Origin of the sequence: Methanotorris formicicus Mc-S-70 (assembly GCF_000243455.1) — an archaeon.
Lineage (GTDB): Archaea > AGJL01 > Methanococci > Methanococcales > Methanococcaceae > Methanotorris > Methanotorris formicicus.
Genome location: NZ_AGJL01000051.1, coordinates 1 through 13,034, shown reverse-complemented (window position 1 = coordinate 13,034; position 13,034 = coordinate 1). Strand labels below are relative to the sequence as shown.

The following is a 13,034-nucleotide window of genomic DNA, read 5'->3' as shown; positions in this document are numbered from 1 at the left end:
AAACTATTTATAGAATTAGTGAGTATATTATTAAGTGCTGCTAGCATAGGAGATGCACCGTTTTTTAACGAGTTATTTAAGTACTACATATTTCTATTTTTTGGTTTTAAAGTTAATATTGTTAAATCACACTATCAGTACTATTAATGATGTCAACGGTGGTAGCAGGTTTCCATCTCCAGGGGTCTGATTTTAACTTAACAAAAAGCAATACAATGTGCAAAATCCCATCTGAAAGAGTTTCCATCCCACTATGCTGATTTTAACGATATTTGATGACATTGGGAAGAAAATTGTTATAATAGCTATAATAACAGCAATAATTACTGGTTTATGCATGGCTAAAATAGCTAAAAAGCATTTTGGTGGAGTTAATGGAGATATTTTGGGAGCTTCAAATGAGATAACAAGGACTGTTGTTTTAATAGCAATTATAGTATCGATTAATATATTTTTATTAATTTAAGTATTTTGAATTTCAAAAATAAGGTTAAATATATGGTTTGAAAAAAATAATATTATGGGTGTAAATATTGTGGGGGGTATTTATGAAGAAAATATTAATTGCCTTAATTTTTTTGAGCTTTATTGGAGTGGTATATGGGGAAATTTGGGAGAATTTCACAGACCCTAATGACTATGTAGGCTATAAGGATATTAATGTAACATTTAATTTTCCACTTTTGATATAAATGAGATAGATATTCAAAACATGACTGTAGAAATTAAAGCTTATGATGTGGATTATGATAATAATATTGTTAAGATAGATGGTGAAGATGTAGGAGTATTAGAAGTAGGGAATAATATTGTCACAACTACCATTATCACCATTGATGGAGAGAATGCTACAAAATATTTAAGTGATAACTCAGTTACTATATTCATTGATAAACAAGGAGAGGCTATCAGAATCGACTCAATTAAAATAACAGTTGATTATATACCAAAATCTAATGGAAACTACAATAACGGTGGTGGAAATACAATAAAAGCACCAATTCCATTAGGGGCAATAATTCTAACTTTAATAACAATCCAAATAATTGCTTTAAAAAGATTAAACTAAATACCATTTGGAGGAAGTATGAAACCTAAAATATATTCAATAATATTAATGTTGCTTATTTTTGTTTTTTTAGGAGGATGTATTGAACTCCATAATAATAATTTTCATGACAGTAATTCAGATACCTCTAATTTTGTAAATACTCATGAACATTATTATGGAAAGGTCGTTAAAGTTGTGGATGGAGACACTGTTTATGTGAACGTTAATGGAGAATTATGGAAGATTAGGTTGTTGGGAGTTGATACACCTGAAACATACAGAAAAAATAACCCATTGAACCGAAACCATCCATATCTACAATTTTGAAAATATACCTGAAACATACAGAAAAAAATAACTCTTCTTTCCTGTTCTTTTAGTTTTAATAAAAGAATGTTTCCATCCCCCTAGGGTCTGATTTTAACTATTTGATGCAAAAGCATTCATAGATGCAACTGATGAATTTAGTTTCCATCCCCCTAGGGTCTGATTTTAACTATTTGAATTAATTCAAGGATATGGGATAGATAGAGGTTTCCATCCCCCTAGGGTCTGATTTTAACAATATATTGGGGATAATAAGTATCTTGTTGAATTTGATGTTTCCATCCCCCTAGGGTCTGATTTTAACAAGTATGCTTTTTAATAGATTAAAAAACCTGTTTTTAAGGTTTCCATCCCCCTAGGGTCTGATTTTAACATTAACACATTATAGAGTTCCTATCCCACTTAGAAAGTTTCCATCCCCCTAGGGTCTGATTTTAACTAAATTTATTAAATGGATATGGTGATTTTAAAAGAGTGTTTCCATCCCCCTAGGGTCTGATTTTAACTTTTGCCCTGATAAAATTAACTTATAAAAAAACTTGGTTTCCATCCCCCTAGGGTCTGATTTTAACGTGTTGGAGAATTTATAAAATTATTGAGAGAGTACGAGTTTCCATCCCCCTAGGGTCTGATTTTAACTTTGGAAAGGGATTATAACGGATTTGCTATAAAAAATGTTTCCATCCCCCTAGGGTCTGATTTTAACTTACTGTTTAGTGACTTCTCAATACTTCATATTAATCGTTTCCATCCCCCTAGGGTCTGATTTTAACCTGCATTTTAATTCATAAAGGGTGGGGAAATTCGTAGTTTCCATCCCCCTAGGGTCTGATTTTAACAATGTTTTCAAATCCCTGTTGTCCTTCTGTTATTTCGTTTCCATCCCCCTAGGGTCTGATTTTAACATTTCTACCTTGAAGATGGAACATTAATTAAAAAAGATTATAGTTTCCATCCCCCTAGGGTCTGATTTTAACAGTATTTGATAGTTATGAGATAGACGAAGAGAAAGAGATGTTTCCATCCCCCTAGGGTCTGATTTTAACCATCAACCTTAACCCAAATATACTTATACTTCTCAAAGTTTATGTTTCCATCCCCCTAGGGTCTGATTTTAACTGTCAAAAAAAACAAAATGTTATGTGATGTGTATGTCAGATGTTTCCATCCCCCTAGGGTCTGATTTTAACAGGTTTTATTTTTGCATTGCTTGCTTTATGGCTTTTTTGTTTCCATCCCCCTAGGGTCTGATTTTAACCTCTCAATTTTAAATTTATCCAACCATTCTTTTATCTCGTTTCCATCCCCCTAGGGTCTGATTTTAACTTTACAGTTGTTGAATTTATTGCTAAAACATTTCCTTGAGTTTCCATCCCCCTAGGGTCTGATTTTAACTCAATGTTTTCAAATCCCTGTTGTCCTTCTGTTATTTCGTTTCCATCCCCCTAGGGTCTGATTTTAACAGGATAAAATTTTGCTCTTTTTCCTATATAAACTTTTCTACTTACTCCTTTTCGAGACCTTGATCTTCGAAGGGGTATTAACAGCGTTCATTTATATACCTCCGCACTTCTCTAAAAATCGTTTAAATTCGAATTAAACATCTAAAATCTTTTTAAATTTTAAAATATTTTTTACCTATTGGGGAAAATCTAAAATAATTATTACCAATTCCCTAAATCCAAAAATCTCAATAAATTCATAAAACTAAATACTCAAATTCTTTAAAATAGACTGACCTTCGAAATTCGATAAAAATCTACAAAATCAAAAAATAACCCTTTAAAAATAAATTAAATAAAAAAATAAAAACTTTTAGCAAGAGATGTATAAAGTTAAATTATTTAAAGAAATCACTTATCTTAACCTGCTTTTTCTTATCATTTTCAAATAATGAATCAATACCTTCTTTAATCAATGTCAATCTTTGTTTTATGTAGTCGTTTGCATTATACTTCTCTGCCATTTTTTGAGAAACTTCCATATACTTCTCCACTGCACCTTTTGAAACGGTTAATATCAAGTTGCTTCCACACTTCGTACAAACGCCCTTCAATGGAACTCTCCTATACTTTGCCCCACACTTGCACCTAACCCCTTGCCTTGAAAATGCCCTTAAATTTCCAATTAAATCAGGAATGAAGTGGGATTGGATAACCTTCTCAGCAACATCTCTCTCATCTGTTGCCCTAATCCTTTTAGCAACACTTAACTGTGCCTCTGTTTTCTCAAGCATTGAACCCAATGTTTTATATGCACAAACTAATGGGCCATTATCTATTCTATCTGTTTCGTGAGTATAGCCAATTCCCTCATATTGCTCTGGCTTTCCTAATCTATCCTCAACAGTTTCCATAAACTCCTTGACTTCTTTTGGGGATGGCATTTCAAGGGTTTTTTCATAAAACTCCAATGGATATTCCCACATAGTATCCATGTTGTGAACTTCCCCATCAACCTCCTTTGGGTCTAATATGGTTGTCAATACAAGTGGAGCATCCATCTGCCCCCCTCTTTTATCTGGGAGGAATTTCTTGGAGAAGTTCAAAAATGCGTCTAAAAGCAAGAATAAAGCATCTTCGTCGCCGTCACAGTTTCTTCTCTTTGATGCGTGGAAATAGGGATGAGCATAACCAACATTTGCCTTACAATAACCAATAATCCTACCAACCATTCCTGCAGAGGTGTGTGGAGCCATTCCTATAACCAAATGTCCAATTAAATCCTCCTTCTTCTTCACATTATAGAATCTCTCTTTTTTATAGAACTTCTCCAACAAATCATCAACAAAGTTTGCAACATTTATAAAATACTCTGCACACTTCTCAGGCAAAATTACATCTTGAGGTTTTAATTCAACAACTTGCTCTCCATCAACCAAAGGATTTCCATGGATGTCTTTATCATATCCCAACTCCTTTAACTTCTCAACACTTACGTTTACCTCATTTGGTTTGAAATGGGTTATTGGAACATCCGTGCAGTCAAATCTTGTAGTCCCATCTTTAAACACATATACATTATTCATTGCCCTTAGAATTGCTTTTTCCAATGGTTCTACAATTTTCTCCTTTGAAGTCATCCCTTTAATACACTTAACATCTCCAGGCTTGTTTATTTTTAATCTCTCCAATGCCTTATACCAATAATCTTTTATTGGGGCTTTTATTCTTTCTGGACCTTTAAATTCCACTCTTGTCCCACAGAATGGGCATGTTTTGTATAAACTTATTTTCCTGCATTTTGGACATATTGCATAAGAGACATCAATATCATCAGTATTCCCCTCTTCAACTGCCTTATTTATTAACCTCACCTGTCCCCCCGCATTACCTATTGGAAAGAGACCATTGACTGGGGGCTTCATCTTTCTTGCTGCTGCCTTCTCTGGTCTTCCCATCCTCGCCCCAACATAGATATAGGTGTTTCTCCTAATCTCAAATGGAGACAGTAAATTAATGAAATGCATGCTATTTTTTGCCTTATTTAATAATTCCTCAACACTTTCAACCAAATCTTTTTTATTTTCCACATCATAACCTAAGGAATATAGCAACGGGTAATACTCCCCAATAATAACCTTCTTATTTCTAACTAAATGGCAACAACCAATTAACTCCAAAATCCTCTTTGCCTTTTTATGCTCCTCACTAACTAAATCCACAACCCAAACCTTTTTTCCATCAATCTCTTCTTCTTTTCCTTCTAAAAGGTAATTTCTAAGTAAAAATATATCTTCCTTTGAAACATCATGCCAATGGTATGTATATCTTGGGTGGAGAGGAGTTTTTGTCTCTATGGCAAATTTCACCGCCTCTATTGGATTTGGATTTTTTATGAATTCCTTCTTATATGGGACATTATTTGCTATCAAAATCTTCTCATACCACTCCTCACACCAACAACTTGGTATTAATGGATGGTTGTTCTCTAAAAAGTCCCCATAATTAACTAAAATATCCCCTAAGAATAAGATTTCCTCAACTGCCCCTCTAATATCTTTTGCTTTTTCTATTGAATCTACCCTAATAACGCTCCCATCTTTAAGTTTCACTATAGGAGGTTCTATGCTATCAACTGGGACCACACATGTTGCCTTTCCAGGTCTTTCAGTCTTTAGTTGAGTTCCAACAGCCATGAATTCATCAACCAAATACATCAATGCTGGATGAAAGCCATCTGTTGCAAATCCAGTATTCCTACTCCTTCCATACCTCAATCTAAATCCTCCAACCTTTGAAGGGTGGGCAAAAACAGGTCTTCCCGCAATAACCTCGCTTATAAACTTTTTGTTTGCCTCAATTTCAACGTCATCATATTTCTTATCTTCTTCATCTTCAATATTTTCATCACTTTTTAACTCATCCTCTTCTTCCTCTTCTTTTTTCTCTTCTTTTTTTCCTTTTAAGTCCTTCAACCATTCCCATCCCTCAATACCCAACTTATCTACGTGCCTTAATATCTTTGGTGCCTTTAACAAAACCCCCTCAACTAAAACTAACAACGCCCCTCCTCTTAATTGGTTTGTTTCTACTCTTGGCAAATCCCTATGTCCTGAAACTTCAACATCATCCGTCGCTTCCCCAGTAATCTCAACTGAAATATTTTTTATTGCAGTCCTTATCTCATCTGCGGTTGGAGAATACTGGAAACTACCAACCTCTGATTGATATAAATCAACCTCTTCCAAATACCTCTCTATCTCATCTTCTGTTGGTTTGTATCTGTCTAATCCCATTGCCTTCCTAACATAATCCCCAACCAAAACAGCCAATGCCTGTGCAGTTCCCCCTGCACTTCTAATAGGTCCTGCAAAATAAAGAGCGAGGTATTCACTTCCATCGGAGTTCTTTTTTATCTTAACTTGTGCAATTCCTTCCAACGGAGCAGCAACAATACCCTCTGTTAAAACTGCCAACGCTGTTCTCACTGCCTGCTCTGCCAATTTCTCTCTATCAAATTTTCCAAACTTCCCCTGCACAATTTCCTTTGCAATTTCCAATGCCGCTGGCTCTTTACCCATTTCTTTAACCAATTCCCTAATTCTCTCTGCCACACCTTTTGGGCCAACCAGTCCCTCAACCCTATCTGCCATATCACTCGCTAATGGAATTTCAACCTTATCTACCGGGTCTAAGCCCATCTTCCTACATTCTTCCGCTATTTTATAAATTTTTTTAACTTCATTTATAATATTGTCAAAGTATTTTCTCATTTTTTCAGAACATGCAACGTGAACCATAATATCCCCATGATTATAATGATGATTGTGTAATGAATATAACCCACTACATATTTGTGTGTTTTTGTTATTAATTAATTTATTAATTTAATTGTATGAATTTATTGTAGATAAGACTTATTCACTACAAATTACAATCAATCCTCAATCTTCTTAGTTTTAAGTTTAAATCCCAAATCCCCTGAATTCTTTTGAAAATGATAAATCTTATCATCAATCTCAATTTTAACATTTAAGGGAATTAAATACCAAAGAACAGTAAGGATGATTAAACTGCCAATAAAATCTTCCATTTTTCCACCATCTACAATAAACATCTAATTTAAGTGTTATTCAATTAAAAAATAATTACGGGTGACTATGTCGTTCTACAATTAAACGATTAATATCTTATTAAACACTTCTAATTCAAATTTAAGAAATTACTCATAAATATTTGCAGAACAACTTAATCAACCAACAAACTTAAATATAACTTAACATAATATAAATTGTAGAGGTTAATATAAAACTAAAATTTCAAATATTTTTGGTTTTGATTTTTTGATTTTGTTGTTGTGTAAATTTTGATGTGGATTTTTAGGTATCAAAATTTTCTGTATGGTGCATATAGATTTTTTCATAAACACGTTGAGAGGTGGTAGTGATGTTTGCACCAAAGAAATTAACTCCTGAGGAGAAATTACAACAGATTGCTATGATGTTGGATGAAATTATTAATGATACAACAGTCCCAAGAAACATAAGGGGTGCTGCTGAAAAAGCAAAAGAAACTATTTTAAAAGAAGGGGAGGAACCAATTGTTAAAAGTGCAACTGCAATCCAAATTTTAGATGATATAAGTGACGACCCAAACATGCCTTTACACACAAGGACTCAAATTTGGAGTATTGTAAGTGAGTTAGAAACTGTTAAAAATGAGTAAATTTATTTTAATGTATTTACTATTAGATTTAATTTTGCAATTTCTTCAAGAACCTCTATTTTTATATATGCATCTATTAAACTACTTCCCAAGCAAACAACACCATGATTTTTTAAAATAATAACATCTTCATCCCTTTTTGCAACCTCCTCAGCAAGTTCCAAACTTCCTGCCTCAAAGTAATCCACATATCCAATCTCTTTTAAAAATATCTTAGCCTCTGGAGTTAGAAGTTCTATTTTTTTATTTGCAATTGAAAATGCAGTTGAATACAACGAATGGGCATGTATTATTGCATTTATATCATCCCTCTTTCTATATAGATTGAGATGCATATTTATCTCAGATGTTGGTTTCCCCTTTATTACTTCCCCATCTATATTAACAACGCTTATATCTTCCTCTTTTAAAAATCCCAAAATGGAACCAGTTGGGGTTGCATATATTAAATCTCCTTCCCTAACTGAGACATTCCCTCCACTACCAACCACATACTTTCTTTCATACAATTTGTGGCATATATCAACGAACAACTTAAAATCCATCCTATCACCTAAGATTTAAGACAAAATACACAAAAATCCCAAGTATTGCCAAATAGAACACCAAATTTAATAACAATAAAAAATACCTTATCCTTTTTAATTCTTTTGCAATTTCATTGAGCATCTTTACATACATGGCAAGTAAAAACATGGAATTCTGTTTGGAAAACTCATATATTTTTTTGTCTATTTTCTTTTCATTTTCTTTTATTTTTGCATCAACCCTTTTCTCCATCTCTAAAATTTTTTTACCTAATGTATTTAACCTCTCCTCAACATCATCCATAACAACCACTTTTAAAAATAATAAAAAATTACTTTTTTAAATCAAATACAAGAGGTATCAACTCATCGAGAGTTCTAACAGGAATTATCTCTATCCCTCCTGTATCAATAACATCAATCATGTTTGCCTCGGGGATAATGACTCTCTTAAATCCATATTCCTTTGCAGCATTTACCTTCTCATTAATCCCACCAACTGCAAGAATGTTTCCACTCAAATCCAAACTTCCCGTTATAGCAAAGTCCTGCTTCAATGGAATCTCCAATAATGCTGAGATGATGCTTAGGCAGGCTGCTGCTGTTGCACTATCTCCATCAATTTTTGAGTATGATTGGCTGAATTGGATATATATCTCTTTTGATGTTAGGTCAATATCCTTCTTAGGTAGTGGCAATTTTCCTTCTGCAACAAGTTTCTTTGATAATGCAGATGCAAGGGTTATAGAATGCTTTGCCAAATCCCCAGATATGTTGAGGAGATGGGTTGCAGGGCTCTTTGAATCTATTATTTGGGTGATGATTTTTGTTACATCCCCCAATCCATCTTCCCCAAGAACAGCAAGACCATAGATAATTCCAACCTTTGGCTCATCATTTGGAACGATGTGCTTGTATCTCTTAAAGTTTCTTAGATATTCTAATGCCACTTGCTTTGACATACTGTAAATTCCACTTTCTATAATCTTTCTAACATGTTCCGCTGTAATATAAACCTTTTTTCCATTATTTTCAATGTTCTTATATTCCTCCCCTTCCACATTATTTTTAATCTCCTCTATATCCCTACCAATAGCAATATCATTTGCCATCTTTATGATATTTGATAACTTTCTCAGCCTCAATGTTAATTTATCCCTTGAACCAGCCAACAATTGGGCAAGTTTAACGATTTCGCAGCATGCTTCATAGGTCATTGGATTTAGGTTGTTGTTCCTTATCTCTTGGATAATGAATTGCAACAACTTATCCCTGTTTTCTAAGGTGTTATCCATTTTGTTTTTTAAGACAATCTTGTAGTCAATCCTATCCAATAATGGGGCTCTTAAGTTATGGACATCATCCATGTTTCCAGACATTATTAGGATAAAATCACACGGTATTGGGTTTGTTTCAACTGTTGCTCCACTTGAATTTGGGTTTCTACCACTAATTTGAAGTTGCTTATCTTGGAGGGCTGTTAAGATATAATCCTGCACTTCCAATGGCATGGTTTTTATCTCATCAACATACAAAATTCCCTTATGTGCCTCATGGATCGCCCCAAGGATTATTCTTTTGTGTGGAGGAGTTCCAAGTGGTGGTCTTCCACCTAAAGGACAGTGTTTAACATCTCCAAGTAATTTTGTTACGTTATAAGCGCTTGCTCTTACGAGTGGTCTTTTTTTGCATTCATATAAAATAACTGGTTTTAAATCAACAGGATTTACAGCATTTGGCATTGATGATTTTGTTGCCCCAAGAACCCCTAAGAAAATGGATACAAATGCTATTAAAGAGCCCACAATTGCCACAATTGCTATGGTAGCGAGCATTTTACTTTCCGGCAATCCCCTCAACAACCATGATGAGATTACGGTAAATGCTATCATTATTAAAAATAGGGTCAATAAACTTGGTGGTTGTGTTGGGATGCTTATTTTTTCATCTTTGGTATCTTCTTTGTATTCCCCATCTATAAGTTCTACTATTGGCTTCTCCGGATTTTTTAAATTTGGTTTTGCTATTATTGTGTATGGTGTAAAGTTGTCAAACTCCTCCAATATTTCCCCAACTGCCTTAACTATCATTGACTTTCCTACTCCAGGGTCCCCTAAAAGGAGGACATGCCTTTTATTTTTAACTGCACTTAACACTACCTTAACTGCCTCATCTTGACCAATAACTTGATCTATCAATCTTGGTGAAGGTTCGGGCAATTCCTCTGTAGTCTTAAACTTAACTGAAAATACTTCCATATGTTCCACCTTAAGTAAATTGAGCAAAATCCTTACTTTTTATTACTTGTCCTCTCCTCATATCAATAAGCGTAAATTTTTTAAAGATTTAACATCTAACAAAAATAGTGTTGATTATTTTAACCAAATATTCAATAAAATTGTCTGCACGATGCTTAATTTCATTAGACAGTGGTTTGTCAAAATCTATAATTTTTGGTTCTATACCTATTACTATTATTTTGGTATTTATAGATTTCTTAATGTATTTAATAATAATCGATAATGGCAATGCATGTGTAGAAAATCCAACATTTACAATATCTTCTGGATTTATTACCTTTATTTCCCCAATTTTTTCATTCATCAATGCAGCATCAATCATTATAATATGAGAGGGATTTTCTCTCTTTAAAACATCTGTAAAGTTTTCTGGAACAGTTCCGCAGTTTAAAAGGATGATATATTCATTGATTTTTATAACCTCATCATTGCCATACTTTCCAAAGCGTTTGGCAATTTCTTTAACAATATATATTCCAACTCCATCATCACCCTTCATTTCATTCCCTATTCCTATTATAACCAATTTTTCACAATCCTTTAAAAATTCTCTCAAACCTAACTCCTTCATCACAACACCTAAAAATTTTTTTACACTTCTTATAATTTTATAGTTTTATTTAATAGATTATTCAATATTTTTTGTTATATTAATTGACTCCGTCAAAAACAAAAAGAATACCAAAAAAGTAAAAAATCAATATTTTAATAAAACTGATGAAACCCTACTAAACTTTAAAAATTTCATTTAAGTTTATATACCATTGTAATAGTATTTAGCAAATATAGTTGTTTGCGTTAAATATTGAAAAATAAATTATGTCTTATTTAAAATTTAAAACTGATGAAATAATAAGGTGAAATCATGATAATAGTTCCCGGCTCAAACTCACAGGATTTGGCATTTAGAGTGGCAAAGGCAACAAATTCAAAATTGGCAAGAGTTGAGAGCAAGAAATTCCCAGATGGGGAGATTTATGTTAGGGTTCATGATGATGTAAAGTATGGGGATGTTGTTATAATTCAAACTCAAAATAGCCAAAATGATGGGATTGTTGAGACAATCTTACTTTGTGATGCTTTGAGGGATGAAGGGGCAAATAGCATAACTATTGTTGCTCCTTATTTGGCTTATGCAAGGCAGGATAAAAAGTTCAACAAAGGGGAGCCAATAAGTATTAGAGCACTGGCAAGGATCTATTCAAGTATATGCGATAGATTAATAACAATAAATCCACACGAAACACATATTGAGAGATTCTTTAAAATACCATTTATATATGGGGATGCAGTTCCAAAATTAGCAGAATATGTAAAGGATAAGTTAAATAACCCAATTGCTCTTGCTCCTGATAAGGGGGCTATCGAGTTTGCAAAAACAGCAAGTGAAATATTGAACTGCGAGTATGATTACTTAGAAAAAACAAGAATCTCTCCAACTGAAATACAGACAGCCCCTAAAAATTTGGATGCAGAGGGTAGGGATGTGCTTATAGTTGATGACATCATCTCAACAGGAGGGACAATGGCAACAGCAATAAAATTATTGAAGGAGCAGGGGGCAAAGAAAATCATTGCTGCATGTGTTCATCCAGTTTTGATTGGGGATGCGTTAAATAAATTATACACAGGAGGATCTGATGAAGTTGTGGGAACTAACACCTTCCTATCAGAAGTAAGTAAAGTAAGTGTTGATGACGTTATTGCAAAATTGTTGAAATATGGTTGTTAATTATTTAAAATCTTTAAAAAGGTTTCATTCAAAGGAATGCACTGTTTTTCGCTTAACAGTGACTCTTATTTTTTTAATATCTATATTAATTTTTTTAATTAACTTTTCTTGCTTTTATAAAGGGGTTTGTGGATTTTAGTACTAGAAAATTCATGAAAAGTATTACTGATTTTTTTAATGGAAATTTGTTATTTTTTAGATATTTTTGTTGTTTGTTTTTATTTAGCATATTTTAAGTTTAGATTGGTTTTAGATAATATAAAATAAGGTCTAATTATCAAGATTTATTAGCGTGGTTGTGCAGTTGATTTAAAAAGAAATTGCACAATCTTTCTTACTCTTTTAAAGGTTTCAATAATTAAGCAGTAAGAAAAATGGGGCTGAAAAAGAAAAGTATATATATGAGTTTTCACAATAAAAAAGAAATAAGTTAAGGGTTTGAATCGGTAGTCCATTAAAACAAGGATGGAAACGAAGTATAAGACCACGACCTAACTACTATATACTGTTTGAATCGGTAGTCCATTAAAACAAGGATGGAAACCCAAGAAAAGGTTGGGGAAATAGCTATGGATATTTAGTGTTTGAATCGGTAGTCCATTAAAACAAGGATGGAAACAATTGTTTTATGAATATATCTTTTTTATCTTTAATGTTTGAAATCTTAGTCCATTAAAACAAGGATGGAAACTTGATAAAAAAAGAACAGATGAGTTTTATTGAGGATATAAAATACTTTTAACTGACAGTGTGATTACGAGAATCCTTTCTTTATTAGCTCTTTACTGCACTCTTTAATCACTCCATAGAATGATAATCCATATTTGTGGCTTAAATATTCTATACAGTTTGATACCATTGCTATAAACCTAACAAACCCAATATTGCTCTTTTCAGACGTTAGGTAATTTCCCTCAACATCTAAAATCG

12 protein-coding genes and 1 CRISPR repeat array are annotated in these 13,034 nt (G+C 33.1%); of the genes, 6 read left to right on the top strand and 6 right to left on the bottom strand.

What is annotated here, in order from left to right:
* Positions 1 to 253 precede the first annotated feature (253 nt).
* The 4 genes from METFODRAFT_RS08000 (at position 254) to METFODRAFT_RS07990 (ending at position 1,378) form a co-directional block, all read left to right on the top strand.
* Entirely contained in the window at positions 254 to 466 is a 213-nt protein-coding gene (locus METFODRAFT_RS08000; protein ID WP_007045084.1) for an adenosylcobinamide-GDP ribazoletransferase, read from the top strand.
* Between the two features lie 82 nt (positions 467 to 548).
* Complete coding sequence (locus METFODRAFT_RS10925; RefSeq protein WP_007045083.1) at positions 549 to 692, top strand: hypothetical protein; 144 nt, start codon at positions 549 to 551, stop codon at positions 690 to 692.
* 20 nt (positions 693 to 712) lie between these two features.
* Positions 713 to 1,069, top strand: coding sequence for a hypothetical protein (locus METFODRAFT_RS07995; protein ID WP_007045082.1), 357 nt, complete (start codon positions 713 to 715; stop codon positions 1,067 to 1,069).
* An 18-nt stretch (positions 1,070 to 1,087) separates the two neighbouring features.
* Positions 1,088 to 1,378 carry a thermonuclease family protein gene (locus METFODRAFT_RS07990; protein WP_007045081.1) on the top strand — a complete coding sequence of 97 codons (291 nt, stop codon included), beginning with the start codon at positions 1,088 to 1,090 and terminating at the stop codon, positions 1,376 to 1,378.
* A gap of 68 nt (positions 1,379 to 1,446) precedes the next feature.
* Positions 1,447 to 2,841: direct repeats of the CRISPR family, unit length 30 nt; unit sequence GTTTCCATCCCCCTAGGGTCTGATTTTAAC.
* 377 nt (positions 2,842 to 3,218) lie between these two features.
* Here METFODRAFT_RS07990 and METFODRAFT_RS07985 read toward each other — a convergent pair.
* Together METFODRAFT_RS07985 and METFODRAFT_RS10920 are read right to left on the bottom strand one after the other, a co-directional pair.
* The gene (locus METFODRAFT_RS07985; protein WP_007045080.1) at positions 3,219 to 6,620 is read right to left on the bottom strand and encodes a DNA-directed DNA polymerase II large subunit; all 3,402 of its coding nucleotides are present in this window, start codon (positions 6,618 to 6,620) and stop codon (positions 3,219 to 3,221) included.
* 137 nt (positions 6,621 to 6,757) lie between these two features.
* Positions 6,758 to 6,913: a hypothetical protein gene (locus METFODRAFT_RS10920; protein ID WP_007045079.1), complete on the bottom strand. Its 156-nt coding sequence runs from the start codon at positions 6,911 to 6,913 to the stop codon at positions 6,758 to 6,760.
* A 353-nt stretch (positions 6,914 to 7,266) separates the two neighbouring features.
* Between METFODRAFT_RS10920 and METFODRAFT_RS07980 the strand changes: the two genes are divergently transcribed.
* The gene (locus METFODRAFT_RS07980; RefSeq protein WP_007045078.1) at positions 7,267 to 7,545 is read left to right on the top strand and encodes a UPF0147 family protein; all 279 of its coding nucleotides are present in this window, start codon (positions 7,267 to 7,269) and stop codon (positions 7,543 to 7,545) included.
* Between the two features lie 2 nt (positions 7,546 to 7,547).
* Here the strand turns inward: METFODRAFT_RS07980 and fucA are convergent, their stop codons facing one another.
* The 4 genes from fucA to hycI form a co-directional block, all read right to left on the bottom strand.
* Positions 7,548 to 8,090 carry an L-fuculose phosphate aldolase gene (gene fucA, locus METFODRAFT_RS07975; RefSeq protein WP_007045077.1) on the bottom strand — a complete coding sequence of 181 codons (543 nt, stop codon included), beginning with the start codon at positions 8,088 to 8,090 and terminating at the stop codon, positions 7,548 to 7,550.
* Positions 8,091 to 8,094: 4 nt separating this feature from the next.
* A complete protein-coding gene (locus METFODRAFT_RS07970) occupies positions 8,095 to 8,376 on the bottom strand; it encodes a hypothetical protein (protein ID WP_007045076.1) in 282 nt (93 codons plus the stop codon).
* 28 nt (positions 8,377 to 8,404) lie between these two features.
* Positions 8,405 to 10,330, bottom strand: a complete 1,926-nt coding sequence (lonB, locus tag METFODRAFT_RS07965) for an ATP-dependent protease LonB (RefSeq protein WP_007045075.1) — start codon at positions 10,328 to 10,330, stop codon at positions 8,405 to 8,407.
* Positions 10,331 to 10,418: 88 nt separating this feature from the next.
* Positions 10,419 to 10,943: a hydrogenase maturation peptidase HycI gene (hycI, locus tag METFODRAFT_RS07960; protein ID WP_007045074.1), complete on the bottom strand. Its 525-nt coding sequence runs from the start codon at positions 10,941 to 10,943 to the stop codon at positions 10,419 to 10,421.
* A gap of 294 nt (positions 10,944 to 11,237) precedes the next feature.
* Between hycI and METFODRAFT_RS07955 the strand changes: the two genes are divergently transcribed.
* Complete coding sequence (locus tag METFODRAFT_RS07955; RefSeq protein ID WP_007045073.1) at positions 11,238 to 12,104, top strand: ribose-phosphate diphosphokinase; 867 nt, start codon at positions 11,238 to 11,240, stop codon at positions 12,102 to 12,104.
* The last annotated feature ends 930 nt before the right edge of the window (positions 12,105 to 13,034 follow it).

Bases quoted from the DNA above. Each gene is read 5' to 3' on its own strand.
- METFODRAFT_RS08000 (WP_007045084.1), top strand. From the start codon at position 254: ATGCTGATTTTAACGATATTTGATGACATTGGGAAGAAAATTGTTATA.
- METFODRAFT_RS10925 (WP_007045083.1), top strand. From the start codon at position 549: ATGAAGAAAATATTAATTGCCTTAATTTTTTTGAGCTTTATTGGAGTG.
- METFODRAFT_RS07995 (WP_007045082.1), top strand. From the start codon at position 713: ATGACTGTAGAAATTAAAGCTTATGATGTGGATTATGATAATAATATT.
- METFODRAFT_RS07990 (WP_007045081.1), top strand. From the start codon at position 1,088: ATGAAACCTAAAATATATTCAATAATATTAATGTTGCTTATTTTTGTT.
- METFODRAFT_RS07985 (WP_007045080.1), bottom strand. From the start codon at position 6,620: ATGGTTCACGTTGCATGTTCTGAAAAAATGAGAAAATACTTTGACAAT.
- METFODRAFT_RS10920 (WP_007045079.1), bottom strand. From the start codon at position 6,913: ATGGAAGATTTTATTGGCAGTTTAATCATCCTTACTGTTCTTTGGTAT.
- METFODRAFT_RS07980 (WP_007045078.1), top strand. From the start codon at position 7,267: ATGTTTGCACCAAAGAAATTAACTCCTGAGGAGAAATTACAACAGATT.
- fucA (WP_007045077.1), bottom strand. From the start codon at position 8,090: ATGGATTTTAAGTTGTTCGTTGATATATGCCACAAATTGTATGAAAGA.
- METFODRAFT_RS07970 (WP_007045076.1), bottom strand. From the start codon at position 8,376: ATGGATGATGTTGAGGAGAGGTTAAATACATTAGGTAAAAAAATTTTA.
- lonB (WP_007045075.1), bottom strand. From the start codon at position 10,330: ATGGAAGTATTTTCAGTTAAGTTTAAGACTACAGAGGAATTGCCCGAA.
- hycI (WP_007045074.1), bottom strand. From the start codon at position 10,943: ATGAAGGAGTTAGGTTTGAGAGAATTTTTAAAGGATTGTGAAAAATTG.
- METFODRAFT_RS07955 (WP_007045073.1), top strand. From the start codon at position 11,238: ATGATAATAGTTCCCGGCTCAAACTCACAGGATTTGGCATTTAGAGTG.